This window comes from Hugenholtzia roseola DSM 9546 (assembly GCF_000422585.1).
In the GTDB taxonomy this organism is placed as follows: Bacteria; Bacteroidota; Bacteroidia; order Cytophagales; family Bernardetiaceae; genus Hugenholtzia; species Hugenholtzia roseola.
Genome location: NZ_KE383880.1, coordinates 110276 through 127224 on the forward strand (window position 1 = coordinate 110276; position 16949 = coordinate 127224).

The following is a 16949-nucleotide window of genomic DNA, read 5'->3' on the forward strand; positions in this document are numbered from 1 at the left end:
ATGCCCAATGAAGGGCGTTGTTACAACAGTCAGAAGGTCAAAAAAAGGGTGTTGTACTTCGCACAATTCTTCTGAACCCCCACCCTGCCCCAGTGATGTTAAATTCTAAAAATCAGATGCGAATGTAGGGACAAGGCATTGCCTTGTCCGCAGGCAAATTGAAAAAAATTGCTGGTTCGTTTGGATAATGGCGTGCGCTATTTCTATCAAAAAGATTGGTGGTTCATTCGTGCATAGTTCGGACAACGCGGTGCGTTGTCCCTACAAAAATGCAAATGTAGGGACAAGGCATTGCCTTGTCCGAAGGGCAAATTGAAAAAGTTTGCTGGTTCGTTTGATATAGTTTGGGTAATGGCGTGCGCTATTTCTATCAAAAAGATTGTTGGTTCATTCGTGCATAGTTCGGACAACGCGGTGCGTTGTCCCTACGAGAATGTAGGAGTAGGGACAAGGTACTGCCTTGTCCCGCAATGAGATTGAAATAAAATAGGGTTCAGTCCAAATTTTGTTTCGCTTCCAAACAAGCCTTCTATCATTGCGGCAAAAATCAAAAAAACTATTCGCCTTTTTGTTTTTTGAGCAAATCGCGAATTTCGATAAGCAAATCTACATCAGTAGGTTTGGGCGGAGCAGCAGGGGCAGGGGCAGGCGGTGCTTCCTTTTTTCGTTTCAGGTTGTTCATAGCCTTTACTACCGCAAAAATTACGAGCGCGACAATCAAAAAATTTACGATATTATTGATAAAAAGCCCATACGAAATGGCTACTTCGGGCGTAGTTACGGTTTCGCCCTCCATGACGGCTTTTTTCAACACTAATTTGAGATTGGCAAAATCTACGCCGCCTGTAAGGTAGCCCAAAGGGGGCATGATGACATCATTGACAAGGGAAGTTACAATTTTACCAAAAGCTCCCCCAATGATAACACCCACAGCCATATCGACTACATTGCCCTTGACGGCAAATTCTTTAAATTCTTTTACAAAACCCATATCGCATTTGGTTTGAAGGTTGAAAATAAAAAGGCTTTCTTCTCTTTTTGGATTGCCTTTTTTAGAAAAGAAGAAAGAAAGTCAAAAAAAATGAAAAAAACAAACCTGCCTCGAAATTTTGTGTATTCAAGGCAGGTTTTTAGATTGAGTCGGAAAGATACCACAAAAGATACCCAAAAAAGGGGCTTCACGTGAAGCGTATCGCCTACTATCTCTTTGTGAGTTTGAAGACAATCGGAATGGTCATGCGATAGCGCACTGCCTTACCGCGCTGCTTGGCAGGCTGCCATTTGGGAGAGGATTTTACTACGCGCAAAGCCTCTGCATCACAACTTTCGTGCAAGCCTTTCACAATCTTGACATCGCTCAAAGAGCCGTCTTTATCTACAACAAAGCTCACGAAAACTTTTCCCTGAATATCCATACGGCGTGCCACCTTTGGATATTCCAAATTTTTACCGATATATTCATAAAACTTGTCTGTGCCACCGGGAAAAGTAGCAGGGTTTTCTACGATTTCGAAAATCTCGTCGCTTTCTTTTTCCTGTACAGGGGCAGCAACTGTGGTTACATTCGACACTACGTCGGAAACATCAACTTGAATGTCCTCGATGTCGATTTCAATTTGGTCTTCAATCTTGACCTCATCTTCAACTTCCTGAATTTCAGGCGAAGCCGTAACTACCTGCGGACGCATCTCTGGCGGCGGTGGCGGTGGCTGTACCGTAATAACAGGTTGTTCGGTTACGGTTTCATTCTCTTCTTGTGGGGGAATGAAGTCGGCTAAATCATCACCGTCGTAAGTAGTCCATTCGAAAGCCATCAATGCTAAGGCAAGGCTGATGATAAGCCCTAAGTTGAGTAGCAAAGAACGATATTTCAAAACATCTACGTCGGCAAACTTTCTAACCACTCCGATTTCCTCTTTGTCAGAGCCTTCGAGGGCGAGTTGCTTACCACTTTTATCGATAATGGTGCGGAAGAGATAAATCAATCCGATAATCACGACAACGGCAAGCCCGATGGAAAGGAATAACATAGGTTTGGCTTGTTTGAGGGTTGAAATTTTTTTTCAAAAGTAGGACTTCAAAAGGATTTTTCCTAATCCGAAGGTAGTTTTTCGCATTTTTTTTGCTAAAATTTTAGACCAAGCGAATTTTAAAAGCTATCAGCAGGCTGCCTGCCAAGATTTTCCTTTTGTGCCTTTGCTTCTATAATCGCAAAGGCGCGATAAAGTAACGGCAGCTTTTCTTTTTTTTGCAAAAAAATAGACTTTGCGCCGAAAAGCTATTAACGAAAAGCCCTTAGCGAAGGAGGCAAAGGCAGATTTAGAAGAAGAAGTTTTTTCGGGCTTGCATAAATCGCCATTTTTTGCGTAAGTTTGCCCAATGCTTTAACGTGGCGAAAGTTTAGCCGCTTTCCACTTCAATTCTCCCTACATTTCTATTCAAACCATGAACTTTCCATCAGAACTTAAATACACCGCCGAACACGAGTGGGTGCGCCTCGAAGGAAATATTGCCTATATTGGCATCACCGATTTTGCACAAGGTGAGTTAGGCGACATCGTCTATGTCGATGTTACGACCTTAGAAGAGGAAGTAGCCGCAGGTGCAGTTTTTGGCACTATTGAGGCAGTCAAGACCGTTTCCGACCTCTACATGCCCATTGCAGGGAAGGTAGTAGAAGTCAATGCAGGCTTGGAAGATAACCCCGAAATCGTCAATTCCGACCCCTACGGCGAAGGCTGGATTATCAAAGCAGAGGTAGAAGACCTAAGCAGTGTTGCCGCCCTTATGGACGCTGCCGCCTATCAAGCCCATCTAAATCTGTAATCGCCTTTTGTTTTGTAGCCAAATTTGGGCTTAAAATCCTGAATTTGGCTTCTAACGCCCAATTTTTAGTAACTCCCCTGCTATCACACCAAACATTAAAGTTGTTTAAAAGAAGGACATTTTTGCAAAAATAGCCCTATTTTTGAGGGTAGCTCCTATTAAGTGGCGCAAAGCCTTTCGCCCAACTTTTATTTTTTAATCAGACCAAAACCCAACTAAAATCCAAAGTTACAAACCTTCTTTCTATGAAAATCTTAACTTTCTCCTTCGCGCTGCCTGCTGCTTCTCTTCGCAATTTCGCCCTCCTGCTCTTTTGTGTGGGGCTACATTTTTCTGCCTCTGCACAAGAAAATGCTATCGCTTCTCAAAATAATCCCAAAAATAAACTTTGGCAACACAATACCGATAGGAAAGCTCTCCTTAGCTTTTCTGAAAACAACTACAATTTTGGCGAAATCAAGCAAGGTGAGCAGGTTACTTATACCTTCAAATATTTGAACAAAGGCACGCTGCCACTTGTGGTAACAAACGTACAAACTACCTGCGGCTGCACCGTACCAAAATGGACAAAAGAGCCAATCGCCCCTAACGAAGAAGGCGAAATTACGGTTAAATTTGATAGCAAAGGCAAATTAGGCATACAAAGAAAGGTCATCACGATTATTTCCAATGCCGAAAATTCGAAGGAACAGCTCGTTTTGATGGGGACGGTGAAAGAATAGTGGAGCAAGGATAATGATACAAAGATAATCATACAAGAATAATAGTCAAAAAATAGCAGTAAAAAACAATCCCATATCCTCTCTTTCCGAACCAATAGTTCTGGCAAAACTGTTGGTTCTACAATATTTTTTCGCCTTAAATGCTGATTTTTTCATGCCTGCAAAAAACAAAACTTGGGCAAGCCCTTTGCGCCCCTACTTCGACTTTTTGAGTAGCCTGCTTGCCGACTTCCTGATGCTCTACGGCGTAATAAAAGGGCAGGAGCGTTTTTTTTCCGTACTCTATCTCTACTGGTGGCGCGAATGGTTGCGAACTTGGTATCAGTTGGTGCTACTCTATTTTTGGCACAAAAAACAGCCCTTTGAAGAAAAGGTTTGGAAAGAATTGCGGACAAGAGTGCGGTCGCCCTTTTTCTTTTTAGGAATATACTGGGTTTTTATTGTAATTTTGGTAGGATTTGTTTTGGCTTTTGATGGGGAAGAAAGGCTATACAATCTGCAAACCCTATTTTTCAAAAATCAAATCTTCAATTATAGTCTGCTCCTTATTTTGGGCGGATTCCTACTAAACGGATTGCGCTTTTTTTATACCAAAAAAGAAGGCGCGGGCTTTGAAATAGACGAAAATGACTTAGAAGAAATTTTAGAAAGCGAAAAAGAGAATCAATTACAACATAAAAATCATACAAATTCCCTACCTTTTGCACTGCCACAGCAAAATACCCTTAGCAAAGAAGCCCTCACGATGCACCTTAGCATTATTTTGGGTACGCTGGCTTGGTTTGCACTCAATACCGATAAATTCTCTTGGGGAATAGCAATTCAAAAAATGCTTCATCATTTGATAGACCCTGCCCTCATTGCCCAATATCGCCCTTTTGCTTTTGTGGTTGTTTTTGTAGCCCTAAAAATAGGATTCGATTTGATAAATTTCTACAAAAATCGCGTTCAGAACTAAGCCCTTTAAAATATTTGGCAAACTGAAAGCTATCTAAAAGCTATGTTAGTTGGCTACTCTTTCCTTTTCCAAGACGGAGGCTTTTGCAAAATAAACTTCTGCCTTCACCACATCACCATTTTTTTGGTACAATTCTGCCAAATTCTGATACAAATTCGGCACTTCGGGATTGATTTTGATGGCTTCTTCCAGCGTAATGGTAGCTTTTTTCTGTTCGCCTAAGGTCTGATAAATGCGGCTTAGGTGCAAATAAGGTTCAATCATATACTTATCGGCAGCAACGGCTTTGTGGTAATTTTCGAGTGCCTGATTTTGCTTTTGTTGCTTTTCGAGAAGAGCCGCCATGTGGCTATAAGCCGCTGCATGCTGTGGATTTTCTATGGTGGCGGTTTTGTAGGCAGAAAGGGCTAATTCCTCTTCACCTGTTTTTTCTAAGGCGCGTCCGAAGTGGAAAAAGGCTTCGTCGGCATCTCCTGTGTTATTTTTTTTGCTCAATACGACCCACTGCTTGCAATAGGCTTTCGACTTTTCAAAATTCTGTTTGAGGAACTGCACACGCCCCAGACCGCCCTGCGCACGCGCACAGTTGGGGTCTTTTTCGAGGGTTTGCTCAAAAATGGCTTGCGCCTCTTCTACACGCTGTAATCGCAGGTAGATATCGCCCAAAAGCGTGAGTCCTTCTACGTAATCGGGATAGACTTCGAGTGCTGCCTTTATCTGTTCGGCAGCCGAAGAAAGCAGCAAGACCCGCTCCTTAGACTTCGCTTTTTTGGCGGCTTCCTCTTTGAGAAAATCTGCATAGCGCATTCTCAAATTGACGCTATAAGGCGAATTTTTGATGTCGGCGGCTAAAAGTGTGCCTTTGTTTTGCCAGTCAAAATTGCGCCAAATGGTTTTGCCCGAATACGCAAACAATATCAAAGATGTGCCAAAGAAGGTATAAGCATACACTTTGATAGCGCGTCCTCTGCGCGAAAAGACCAAGTGTCGAAATAATTGATACACAAAGTAGGAGGCAGCCATCGCAAAGGGCAGGGAGGGCAAATAAAGCAAGCGTTCAGTTAGCAATGTACCGCGCGGCAGAAAGACAAATTCATTTGGATAGATAAGATAATCAGTAATGTAAATGACAAGCAGATAGCCTAAAAAGCAAAAATAGGCGAAAGAAAAAATACTTTTTTTCCGAAAAAGGCGAATGGCAAAGTAGCCCATCACGACATAGATAGCGACAGAAAGCAACACAAAGGGGTCATACCATTCTTTAATGGGTATCTGCCCAAAGGAATAATCGTGCGAAAGGGGGTGCGGAAAGATGAGCAGTTGTAGGTACTTTCCAAAAACATAAGCAATGGTGCTAATCTTTTGCAGTACCGTACTCCCTGCCAAAGGGTTGTGCAGTACATCATTGACCACCTGCGCCATCTCTACTTTTTTGAGAAAAAAATCGCGCATAAACCAGTACGCCCCTGCCGTCAGTGCCACAGGTACGCCCAAGACGAGGTAGTCTTGTTTTCTTAATTTTACGAAAAAATAAAGCATAAGCGGCACAATGAGCAAAAAAGTAACCGCTGTCGCTTCTGTAAGCAGAGCTAAAAAGAAGGAAATCGCCACCAAAGGCAGCAAAATGAGCTTCATGGAAGCACGTGCATAGCTGGCACGCAGCAGTAGGTAGGTCATGAGCAAAAGCCAAAGGAAAGATAGAATTTCATTGCGCCCTTTCACACTTGCGACCACTTCGGTATGTAAGGGGTGCGCAATAAATATCAGAACCGCCACAAAAGAAATCAAGCCCTTCGAGCCTGCATCTAAATAGTATTTAAAAATGCGATTGACAACCGAAAGCAAAAGCAAGCCCGTTAGCGCGTATAGCACGATATTGACCAAATGGCTAATATGAGGGTCTATCCCAAAGAGAGAATACTCGGCAGCAAAGGTAAAAATGGTAAAAGGTTGGTAGTGTTCGCTGCTGGGCAAGGTATTGTCGCTTTTTACGCCGTCGAAGGTTTCGTGCATCATCATGTGCAGAATGGCATCAATGCCAATGCCTTTGTGCGTAACTTGGCTTTGTGAGAGCAGGCGTGCGCTATCAGTGGCGTAGTCGTAAAAAGCGGTTTGGAAATACAAACTTACGGCAAAACAAATAATGACAAACCTTTGAATCGTCAGGCTACTAAGCCAATGACGACCAATGTAGCGCATCATTTGCGAAAAACTAACCGAAAGAGTAGAGGTCTTCATAGGCAGGTGGGGCTTGTGAAAACGGAAAAAAGGGCGGCTTAGGCGTTGAAGTCTTTTTTGAAGTCTTAAAGATAAGGCTTTTTCTAAAATCTTGGTGCATCGCGCGTACAAACTTACGATAAACTTGCGATAAAATCCGTTGAAAATCAATTCCTACGCGCTATTTAGTTTTTTTTCGATAACATAGCCGCCTACTTTGCCGTTTCGAGTAGGTATTTTCAAAAGCCTTGTGGGGGATTTTTGTTTAAAAATATCCCTTCTATTCACATTTTATCACCGCCTTTGTTCTCTTTTTCCTTATCGCCTTCTACTTACCTTCCTTTATGAATCGCACCCTTATCCTTTTGCTTATCCTTTCGCTGCTTGGTTTTCTCGACTGGTACGCCTTTCAGAGCATCAAAACCCTGACGGCAGCCTCTTCCGAACTGACGCGCCGCATCTCCACCTATGTCTATTGGACAATTTCGGCTTCAGCAATCGCAAGCATGCTCATCTATAGTTTTGTTCCCAATGCGCCTCATTCTTTGCGTCAGATGCTGGTTTCTTGGGCTTTTATGATTTATATTGCTAAATTTTTCGGACTCTTTTTTGTTTTGTTAGATGATTTGATAAGAGCCGTCAAATGGGTTTATTTTCGTTTTTTCACGCCTGAAAGTGCGCCTATTAGCGAAGAAAATACGATTACGCGCTCCGAATTTTTGGCAAAAACTGCCTTAGTTGCGATGGCAACTCCTGTCGGGGCAATGACTTGGGGCATCTTATCGGGAGCGCACGATTACAGAATCCGCCGCCGCACCGTTGTCTTGCCCCACTTGCCCAAAGCCTTCGATGGCTTGCGCTTGGTACAAATTTCAGACATTCATTCAGGTAGTTTTTTCAATAAAACGGCAGTAAAAGGGGGAATAGAGATGATTTTAAACGAAAAACCCGACCTTATCTGCTTTACAGGCGATTTGGTCAATAACATTGCCCCCGAAATGCGCGACTACCAAGACCTTTTTAGCCGACTCAAAGCCGATTTAGGCGTATTTTCTGTTTTGGGCAATCACGACTACGGCGATTACTACCGTTGGGATTCGAAGGCAGAAAAGGCTAAAAATTTACAGGATTTGATACAAACCCATAAAAATATGGGTTGGAATTTATTACAAGACCAGCATCATATCTTTACCCAAAATGGCGAAAAATTAGCCCTTATTGGCGTACAAAATTGGGGTACAGGCGGATTTGCGCGTTATGGCAATTTAGAAAAAGCCTATCAGGGCAGCCAAGAAGCAGCCACTAAAATTCTACTTTCGCACGACCCCTCACATTGGGACGCGCAAGTCAATGGCACAAAGGCAAATCTTACCGAAAACCTAACATTTTTTGAGGCACAAAATATCCAAAAACGCCAATTCAAGGACATCGACCTGACCCTTTCGGGACACACGCATGGCATGCAATTTGGCATCGAAACGCCCTTTTTCCGCTGGAGTCCTGTGCAGTATCGCTATGAACAGTGGGCAGATTTATACCAAAAAGAAAATCAGTATCTCTATGTAAATCGCGGATTTGGTTATATCGGCTACCCTGGACGTATCGGCATGCCGCCCGAAATTACGGTCTTGGAATTGAAACGCGCCTAACTATCTGTTTCTTGTTTTTCAAATTGAAAGAAGGCTGTTACAAAAAGTAGCAGCCTTTTTTTATGTTCCGAAAATTTTACAAAGCGCGTAACAGAGTTCTTAACATTTTAGATTTTGAATTTTTATAGTAAAAACCACACATGTAATTTTTTAGAGAGAATTGTGGTATCTTGTTTCGGCATAAAGTCCTATTTCTAAGGGTATTACCGCATAAAAGCATTTTTATTAGCGCGTTTTTATTCTTTTTTGCATTTTTTTAGCATGTAAGTTTTCAAAAAAAATAGGTCTTCGGTTTGCAGGAGTGATTTTTTAAGATTACTTTTGCACTTTGATACCAAAACGAAAGATTATTGCCCTACGTTCTACGATTTCAGTACAAAAAAGGAAAAAATCTCACCGTCTCTTCACGACAATAACATTCTTTACCATGAAAAAAAATATACATCTTTGGTTATTTTGCTACAGTGTTTTTCTGCTGCTACCCAGTTTTCCGCTACTTCGCGCCCAAAACGTACAGAACTATGCCATTACCGCAGGCTCGAATGAGGCTTTGGTAGGAGGTGGTGGTTGGACACAACTTATTGGTGCAAACCAACAGAGTGTTGCCTCTGCCGCAGTGCCAATAGGTTTTGAGGTTTGGTTTATGGGTGAGCGTTTTACCGATTTTAATGTCAATGTCAATGGCGTTTTGCGATTTGGAACAGCCATTTTGCCCACAACTGCCAATACGCCGGGGATTACAGACAATGCCCGCATTTGTGCTTTTGCCCATGCCACTACGGGTAATAGCACTTGGTCGACGGAAAGTAACGGCAGTGTGCGATACAAAGTAATAGGCACTGCGCCCAACCGCCGCTTAGTCGTAGATTGGGATAATATCCGCATGAGTGGTGATGAGTCGGACTCAGAATCTGGAATTTCACGCTTTCAAATTCACGTCTATGAAACTGCACCTGCTAATGCAGACGGTGGAGTGGCTCGTATCATCTATGGACGCATGCGCATTTTAGAACACGCTTCCACAACAGGCTGTGCAGGCGCAAACACAAGCACAACACGAATGGGAATTGGTTATGGTGAAAATGACGCAACAAGGGTTGTCTTTCTCAATACAGACAATCACCCAACGGTTACAGGTGGGTCGCGCTCCTACGGAACAGAAATCGTTGGCTGCAATGGTTTTGGAAATGCCCCTACCAACATCACCTCTTTGAATAGCAACAACAATACCTCGCGCAAATTTTACAATTTCAACCCTCCTGCCCCCAACGGCAATGTAACAACTTTCAACCTTTCTTGTGTTTCGAGCAATTCGGTGATGCTCAATTGGACAGAAAACGCCACCAACGAAGTAGGTATCGTCATTTACCGCTCTACCGACAATGTAAATTTTACCTTTCTGACCCAACTTGCTTCGGGTACGACGAGCTTTCTCAATACAGGACTTGCCGCCAATACGACTTATTACTATCGCGTCTTTACCGTTACCGAAGGGCGACTTTCTGCCATTACGGTCAATAACGTGGGCAATATCACAACCCCTAACACGCTTTCTGTTTATTCCATTCTTTCAAGCAACTGGACAAACCTGCTCACTTGGACAACGGCAGCCATTCCTCTTTTTTCTCAAAATGTCGTTATCGGTTGTATCGTACCGCATACCGTTGCCGTCAATGGAAATGGTGATTGTAATGATTTGACCGTACAAAATGGCAGCGTGTTGAATTTTAATGTAAATAGAACCCTGCACGTGCGCGGCAATTTATACAATTACGGTACAATTAACCTCAACACAGGCGCGACTTTGCGCATAGACGGGCAGGCGGAAAACTACGGCACTATCAATGTCAATGGTGGAACGCTGATTGTCAATGGAAACCTTATCAATACCCCCCTTGCGACAGTGGATAACGGCACAGGCACGATTCGCTTGCGTGGCAATCTTATCAACAATGGCGCGTATAATGCCCAAACAGGCAGTTTCCATTTCGATGGCAATAGCAACCAACTTATCAATCATACAGGGACAAGTTCCTTTTTACAAACTAATAGCTTGGCTACTCTATTTTCACCCAACAATAGCCAACGCGGTAATATGTTTAATGTTACTACAAATGCTAATGCAATTATTATAGATGATTTTGATATTTCTTTGCGCACCTCTGGCAACTATACTGTTGCCGTCTATTATCGCGTAGGTGGCTATAATGGATTTGAAAATAATGCTGCTGCTTGGACACTACTTGGGACAGCCAGTGTGGTAAGCCCAAGTGCTGATGCCGTTGTCAATCTGCCTGTGGGCGGTCTAAATATTCCCGCAAGCACAACTTACGGTCTTTACATTACCAGCACCACACTAAACAGTTTAGCCTATACAGACGGAGCTAATACGTACAACGACTCTAATCTAACTATTCAGACAGGTGTTGGTATTAGCTACCCTTTTGGTACAATTTATTCCCCACGTACATGGAATGGTAGAATTAACTACCGCACAAATACGGTTTCCCCCAACAATCTCTATTTCTACAACTTTTTAATGGAAAATACCAGCGCAGGCGGCGTAAGAACGCAAAACACAGACGTTTATATCGCCCATCATGCCACTTGGACAAATGGTATTTTCTATTCCGACAACAACCACCTGCTGCAATTTATCAGTGGCGCAACCTCTACCCTGCCCAATAATGGTAGCTATGCAGACCTAAATGTGCGCAAAATCGGTAATCAGGCGTTCAACTTCCCCACAGGCAACGGGGGCTATGCAGGCGTGATAGGAATTTCTGCCCCAAGCCTCACGACCGACCACTTTACGGCGCGTTATTTTAGGGTTTCGCCCCAAACTGTCCCCTACGATAGAAGCCTCAAAGAAGCCTCGATTCACCATATTAGCAACTGCGAGTATTGGATTTTGGATAGAACTAATGGCGCGGCTGCCGTTTCGGTGAGTTTGAGCTACGATGATGTAAGAAGCTGTGGCGTAGGCGACCCTTCTGCCCTAAAAGTTTGCCGTTGGGACGGCGCACAATGGATAGACCACTTCAACGGCGGCAACTTTGCCACTCCTTACGCAGGTTTGACAAGTGCTGGCGCAGTTTCTAATTTTAGCCCCTTTACTTTGGGTAGTCTGGTTACGGAAGACATCAATCCGCTGCCCGTTTCTTGGCTTGGCTTTGAAGCCAAAGCGCAAAACGCCCTCGATGCCCTTTTGAATTGGCAGACGGCACAAGAAACCGACAATTCGCACTTTGTAGTAGAACGCTCTCAAAATGGGCTTGACTTTCAAGCCATCGGTAGGGTAGAAGGCACAAACAGAAGCCACACTTCGAGCTATGATTTTGTAGATGAAAGGGCGGCTATTTATGCTGAAAATGGAATCCTATATTATCGCCTTCGTCAGGTAGATTTTAGTGGCAAGGAAAGCTATTCGCCTATGCGTCAGGTAGTTTTCGAAGTAGGTGAAAAAATGCAAATTTTCTCGCTTGCTCCCAATCCTTTCCAAAATCAGTTTGAAGTACGCTACCAAATCCCGACCCAAGCCGCCGTCAGTTTCACCCTTCTCGATATGACAGGCAGAATCCTTTGGCAGAAAATAGAAACACAAGCCGCAGGAACGCATCTCCAAAGTATAGAAGGCTCGCAATTAGCAAAGGGAGCGTATCTTTTGAAGATAACGTATCAAAACCAAAGCGAAGTGCGAAAAATTGTAAAAGAATAAAAAACACAGACAAGTTCTATACTTAGGTCTGAAAAAAAGCCCCCTGATTTTGTTTAGGGGGCTTTTTTTAAAACTGTGGCGCGAAACTCTTGCTTGGCAAGTCTGGACACAAGGCGAAGATGGAGCTTCACACTACTTGGATAGTAGGATTTATTCGCTTTTTCTATTTTTTTTATGTCTAAACTTTCTGGGTATGATTTTTTTAGGTATAATTTTTTTGGTTGTATTTTTTTTGGGTATGATTTTTTCGTCTTTGTGCGGAAAAAGCGTAAGTTGTGCCGAATGTGCCTTTTCATTTAAAAGCAGAACCAATTTGCCCAAAGGCTTTAATAGTGGCAAGCCGATAAGTGAGATGCTCAAATTGAAAATAAGATGCGCAAGTGCAATTTGGTAGCTTATTTCCAATTCGGTAGCGATTAAAAATTGAGCAAGCAAACCGATAAAAGGTATAAAAATCGCCAAGCCTATCAAATTGAAAAGCGTATTAGCAAGGGCAGCATTTTTAGCCGACTCCGAAAGAGAAAGAGAAGCAAAAAGTGCTGTGCTGGTAGTGCCAATATTCGAGCCTATCACGATAGCAAGGGCAGCAGGCAGGGAAAGCAAATCTTGTGATGCCAAGATGATGCTAAGTCCCGTCGTTACCGAACTCGATTGTACCAAAATCGTAACCACTATCCCGATAAAAATACCGACCCAAAGGCGGTCTATTTCGGAAAGAAAACCCAAAATGGTCTGGTCTTTGGCAAGCGGTTCGAGGGCAAGGCTAATGAGTTCTAAGCTAAATAAAATCAGACCCAAATAAAAAATAGATTTGCCCGCCAAACGAATCCGAAAAGGCAGAAAACCCAAGCCCATGCCCACAACAAGCAGGATACTGCCCAAATTGTGCAACTTAAATGCCACCAGCCATGCCGTAAAAGTTGTACCCAAATTTGCTCCCATTAGCACCGCCAAGCTATCAAAAAAACTAATCACGCCTGCATCTACCAAAGAAACCGTAATGCTTGTAACGGCACTGCTCGACTGAATCAGGGTTGTGAGCAAAATTCCCAAGCCAAAGCCACCCAAGCGGTTTTGGGTAATTTTCCCTAACCAAGCCTGCAATTTTTCCGCCCCCAGTTCCTGCAACTCCTTCGAAAAGCCCGCCAAGCTATGCAGAAAAAGCACTAAGGCAGCCAAAATGGAAATAAACGTGTGAAAGTAAGTCATCTCAACCTCAAATTTGATTTTTTCAAGCGATAGGGCAGCCTAAAAGTAGCTTTCGCTTTACACAAAAGTAACAAAAAATTCATTTCGCCGCACTTACTCAAATTTTTAAGGGCTTTGGTCAAATATTTTTGTCGGTTTGGCTTTTTTTGCGTACCTTTTGCTCAAAATTTCCCAAGCCACGCTATTTCTACCTCTTTTTCTATGAAAGAAACCGCCGCTGCTTCCAATAAAATATCGCTCAATTCCGTACAGGGCAGAATGCGCCTCACTTTTTGGGTCTTGGTCGGTATTTCGGCTCTGATGCTACTTATGGCAAGCCTACGCCTCAACCTTTTTTATCGCGATTACAAACAAGTGCAAAAAATTAGGCAACTCAAATATGCGGCTCTCCAACTGCGAAGTTCGCTAAATGAATCTTTTACTTACATCAATTTATACGTACAATACGAAGACTATCCCGATAGCCGAGAACTCTATTTGCGCCAAGCCCTCCAAATTTTTAATACCAAGACCAAAACGGCGTTGGCAAATTTGCAAGCCGAATCGGAAGACCTTTCTATGATGGAAATTAAGCGCACGATGGATAAAATCATAGAAAAATACAAGCGTTTTGACAAGGACAAAGGCGAACCGCTGCGCGAATACATCAAGTTGGATGTCGTGAGTTTGGTAGTAGAATTTAATAAAATTTCCGACCTCTACATAGACGAACAACACTATTTTGAAACCCAAGCCCAGACGCAGCTCATGACCCATGTGAGCAATACGATATGGTGGTTTATTCCGCCCTTCGGGATTTTGTCCATTATTGCTTTCTTTTTAGGTAGGAACGCTACTTCCCTGCTCAAATCAGAACTCGATGAGGTGCGCCGTCAGTTGCGTTTTCTGAAAAAAGGCGTACTTCCCGACTCTATGCCCACCACACGTAGCGAATTTAACGCCCTTTACAAAGAAATTTCGGCACTCTCTGAAAAGTTGCGCGGTTTGAAATCCTTTGCCGAAAACATAGGCAAGCGCGATTTCTTGCAGCAGGCACAAATCTTTCAACCCAATAGCGATTTGGGCGAGGCTTTGGGGCAGATGCGCGAAAGGTTGCAGCAGGTGGCGCAGCAGGAGCAAACGCGCGAATGGGAATCGCGCGGCTTGGCACGTATTTCAAAAGTAGTGCGCCGTCATTCCAACAATCTGACCGACCTCTGTGATAAGTTTTTAGAATCGCTTTTGGAATATTTGGAATCTACACAAGGGGGCGTTTTTATAGAAAAAGACGCGCACCACCTCGAACTAAAAGCCACTTATGCTTATGGTAGGAAAAAATGGACGCAAAAACTCATTGAAACAGACGAAGGACTTATCGGCGAAGCCTACAAAGACGGCAATACGATAGTCATTACAGATGTGCCACAAAACTACCTCGAAATCACCTCTGGCTTAGGAAAGGCAAATCCTGCCGCCTTGCTTATCGTGCCACTCAAAAATCAGGAACGTATCGTAGGGGTTTTGGAAATAAGCTCTTTCAACCAATTTGAACCGCATCAAATTCGCCTAACAGAAAGGTTAGCCGAAGTCTTAGCCTCTGCTATCATTGGCGCGGCAAATTCCGAGCGCATGCACAAACTTTTAGACGAAGCCCAAATCAATGCCCAACAAATGATTTCGCAGGAGGAGGAGCTAAGGCAAAATACGGAAGAACTCTTGGCTACACGTGAAGAATTGGAACGACAGTTAGAAAGTATGCGCCAAACGGCGGCTAATTATGCGCATATCTTTGCCAATAACGCCTGTGGTATGTTCGTCGTCGATGCTTCGGGGATTATCGTGGAAGCCAACGAATCGGCGCACCATATCTTGGGCTTTGTCCAACAAGAGAAATTGCAGAATAGCATCTTAGGAAAATACATACCCGGTCTGCGTGGTCTGAATCGCCACTACCAACAAGATGAAGCCCTACGCCTTTTCAATATCTATGAAGCCATCAGGCGCGACCGCACCCTCATAGACATCGAGGCAATGGTGAGCCGTATCGTCTTCAATGAAGATGCGCATTTTGTTATCATTTTTGGTAGGAAAGCCGAGCGCAAACTAAGTGCAGACGACAAGACAGAGGTGAATCTTAGCATAGAAAACCCAAGAGTGGTAGGCATCAAAAACTATTAAGACAAGTGCCGCCGCCGTATTTTTCCAACCCAGTCCGCGCCTTTGCAGGCACGATTTGAACCCATGACTCCATTGAAAGAAAAGATTATCATTTCAGGTGCAGGCTTAGTAGGCTCGCTTTTGGCGATTTACTTGGCTAAAAAAAACTATCAGGTAGAGGTTTATGAAAAACGCCCCGACCCACGCAAAGCCGCCCTCCATGCAGGCAGGTCTATCAATTTAGCCCTTAGCGACAGAGGTTGGCGTGCCTTAGAAGGCGCAGGCATAGCCGCCCAAATCAGAGAAATGGGTATTCCCATGCAAGGCAGGCTCATGCACGACGCACAGGGAAAGCTCACCTATCAACCTTATGGCAAGGACGGGCAAGCCATTTTTTCCGTTTCGCGCGGCGGCTTAAATCAAAAATTGATAGAAACAGCAGCGGCTTTCGAAAATGTGAATTTCCATTTTGAAAAAGAAACAGCCGCCGTTTATTTAGACTCACAAAAAATCGCTTTTCAGGACACCACCTCCTTAGAAAGCGCAGCCCAAATAGAGCAAGCCGAAGTCATTATCGCTGCCGATGGCGCATTTTCGCCTGTACGTTATGCCATGCAAAAGCTCCCACGCTTTAATTATTCGCAGCACTACATCGAGCATGCCTATAAAGAGCTTACCATTTTGCCCACTGCCGAAGGCAAGCACCAAATCGAGTCTAATGTGCTACACATCTGGCCTCGCAAAAACTTTATGCTCATTGCCTTGCCCAACTTAGACGGTAGTTTTACCTGCACGCTTTTTTTAGCCTATCAGGGGCAGGAAGATAGCTTTGAAAATTTACAAACGGAATCGCAAATTCTTGCCTTTTTCGAAAAATATTTCCCCGACATTTTGCCACTTATGCCCAATTTGGTGGCGGATTTTCGCAGCAATCCGACGGCTTCTTTGGTTACGGTCAGATGCGATACTTGGGTAGCAGGGCGTTTTGCCCTGATAGGTGATGCCGCCCATGCGATTGTTCCCTTTTATGGGCAGGGTATGAATGCAGGTTTTGAAGATTGCACCATCTTGAACCAAATTTTAGAACAGGAAAAAGGCGATTGGGACAAAATCTTGCCCCGTTATGAGCGTGAGCGCGTAGCCAATGGGCAGGCGATTGCCGACCTTGCCCTGCAAAATTTTGTGGAAATGCGCGACAAAGTGGCTGATAAAAAGTTTTTGCTCACCAAAAAAGTAGAAGCACATTTGCAAAATGCCTATCCTCATATTTGGCAGCCGCTCTATTCTTTGGTTACTTTTTCGCACCTCCCCTATGCCCAAGCCCTGCAAATCGGAAAAGAACAAGAGGCTATCATGGAAAAATTTATGCGCTCCTACACAGGCGACGAAAGCCTCGAAAGCGTGCTTGCAGAAATAGACCTCGACCAAATTGTAGCTGCCAAGCAGTAAAAACACAGTCAAAAAGGGAGTATCGCCAAAAAGTGGTATTCCCTCCCTACGCTTCAAAATGTAAC

General features: G+C 43.6%; 12 protein-coding genes. 7 read left to right on the top strand and 5 right to left on the bottom strand.

Going from position 1 to position 16949, the window contains the following annotated elements:
• Window positions 1-206 precede the first annotated feature (206 nt).
• The 3 genes from G500_RS26015 to G500_RS0112705 all read right to left on the bottom strand — a co-directional run bounded on the left by G500_RS26015 (window position 207) and on the right by G500_RS0112705 (window position 2030).
• Complete coding sequence (locus tag G500_RS26015) at window positions 207-374, bottom strand: hypothetical protein (protein ID WP_161626131.1); 168 nt, start codon at window positions 372-374, stop codon at window positions 207-209.
• 182 nt (window positions 375-556) lie between these two features.
• Window positions 557-991: a large-conductance mechanosensitive channel protein MscL gene (mscL, locus tag G500_RS0112695; protein WP_027002825.1), complete on the bottom strand. Its 435-nt coding sequence runs from the start codon at window positions 989-991 to the stop codon at window positions 557-559.
• Window positions 992-1199: 208 nt separating this feature from the next.
• Complete coding sequence (locus G500_RS0112705) at window positions 1200-2030, bottom strand: energy transducer TonB (protein WP_051203563.1); 831 nt, start codon at window positions 2028-2030, stop codon at window positions 1200-1202.
• Window positions 2031-2445: 415 nt separating this feature from the next.
• Between G500_RS0112705 and gcvH the strand changes: the two genes are divergently transcribed.
• The 3 genes from gcvH to G500_RS0112730 all read left to right on the top strand — a co-directional run bounded on the left by gcvH (window position 2446) and on the right by G500_RS0112730 (window position 4506).
• Entirely contained in the window at window positions 2446-2826 is a 381-nt protein-coding gene (gene gcvH, locus G500_RS0112720) for a glycine cleavage system protein GcvH (RefSeq protein WP_027002828.1), read from the top strand.
• A gap of 245 nt (window positions 2827-3071) precedes the next feature.
• Window positions 3072-3548, top strand: a complete 477-nt coding sequence (locus tag G500_RS0112725; RefSeq protein WP_051203565.1) for a DUF1573 domain-containing protein — start codon at window positions 3072-3074, stop codon at window positions 3546-3548.
• A 154-nt stretch (window positions 3549-3702) separates the two neighbouring features.
• Window positions 3703-4506, top strand: coding sequence for a hypothetical protein (locus G500_RS0112730; RefSeq protein ID WP_154657149.1), 804 nt, complete (start codon window positions 3703-3705; stop codon window positions 4504-4506).
• A gap of 45 nt (window positions 4507-4551) precedes the next feature.
• Here G500_RS0112730 and G500_RS0112735 read toward each other — a convergent pair whose 3' ends face one another.
• On the bottom strand, window positions 4552-6744 hold the full coding sequence (locus G500_RS0112735; protein WP_154657150.1) for a tetratricopeptide repeat protein: 2193 nt from the start codon (window positions 6742-6744) through the stop codon (window positions 4552-4554).
• 323 nt (window positions 6745-7067) lie between these two features.
• Here G500_RS0112735 and G500_RS0112740 point away from each other — a divergent pair, with 323 nt between their 5' ends.
• Window positions 7068-8372, top strand: coding sequence for a metallophosphoesterase (locus G500_RS0112740; RefSeq protein ID WP_027002832.1), 1305 nt, complete (start codon window positions 7068-7070; stop codon window positions 8370-8372).
• Window positions 8373-8799: 427 nt separating this feature from the next.
• Window positions 8800-12090, top strand: coding sequence for a T9SS type A sorting domain-containing protein (locus G500_RS0112745; protein ID WP_027002833.1), 3291 nt, complete (start codon window positions 8800-8802; stop codon window positions 12088-12090).
• Between the two features lie 150 nt (window positions 12091-12240).
• On the opposite strand, the gene G500_RS23435 is transcribed toward G500_RS0112745, so the two are convergent.
• Window positions 12241-13299, bottom strand: a complete 1059-nt coding sequence (locus G500_RS23435) for a Na/Pi cotransporter family protein (RefSeq protein WP_051203567.1) — start codon at window positions 13297-13299, stop codon at window positions 12241-12243.
• 201 nt (window positions 13300-13500) lie between these two features.
• On the opposite strand from G500_RS23435, the gene G500_RS25110 reads away from it, so the two are divergent.
• Both G500_RS25110 and G500_RS0112765 read left to right on the top strand, forming a co-directional pair.
• Entirely contained in the window at window positions 13501-15456 is a 1956-nt protein-coding gene (locus G500_RS25110) for a GAF domain-containing protein (RefSeq protein ID WP_027002834.1), read from the top strand.
• A gap of 63 nt (window positions 15457-15519) precedes the next feature.
• Window positions 15520-16884, top strand: a complete 1365-nt coding sequence (locus G500_RS0112765) for an FAD-dependent oxidoreductase (protein ID WP_027002835.1) — start codon at window positions 15520-15522, stop codon at window positions 16882-16884.
• The last annotated feature ends 65 nt before the right edge of the window (window positions 16885-16949 follow it).

Coding starts and splice junctions, on each gene's coding strand:
- gcvH (WP_027002828.1), top strand. CDS start 2,446: ATGAACTTTCCATCAGAACTTAAATACACCGCCGAACACGAGTGGGTG.
- G500_RS0112725 (WP_051203565.1), top strand. CDS start 3,072: ATGAAAATCTTAACTTTCTCCTTCGCGCTGCCTGCTGCTTCTCTTCGC.
- G500_RS23435 (WP_051203567.1), bottom strand. CDS start 13,299: ATGACTTACTTTCACACGTTTATTTCCATTTTGGCTGCCTTAGTGCTT.
- G500_RS0112705 (WP_051203563.1), bottom strand. CDS start 2,030: ATGTTATTCCTTTCCATCGGGCTTGCCGTTGTCGTGATTATCGGATTG.
- G500_RS0112730 (WP_154657149.1), top strand. CDS start 3,703: ATGCCTGCAAAAAACAAAACTTGGGCAAGCCCTTTGCGCCCCTACTTC.
- G500_RS0112740 (WP_027002832.1), top strand. CDS start 7,068: ATGAATCGCACCCTTATCCTTTTGCTTATCCTTTCGCTGCTTGGTTTT.
- G500_RS0112745 (WP_027002833.1), top strand. CDS start 8,800: ATGAAAAAAAATATACATCTTTGGTTATTTTGCTACAGTGTTTTTCTG.
- G500_RS0112765 (WP_027002835.1), top strand. CDS start 15,520: ATGACTCCATTGAAAGAAAAGATTATCATTTCAGGTGCAGGCTTAGTA.
- mscL (WP_027002825.1), bottom strand. CDS start 991: ATGGGTTTTGTAAAAGAATTTAAAGAATTTGCCGTCAAGGGCAATGTA.
- G500_RS25110 (WP_027002834.1), top strand. CDS start 13,501: ATGAAAGAAACCGCCGCTGCTTCCAATAAAATATCGCTCAATTCCGTA.
- G500_RS0112735 (WP_154657150.1), bottom strand. CDS start 6,744: ATGAAGACCTCTACTCTTTCGGTTAGTTTTTCGCAAATGATGCGCTAC.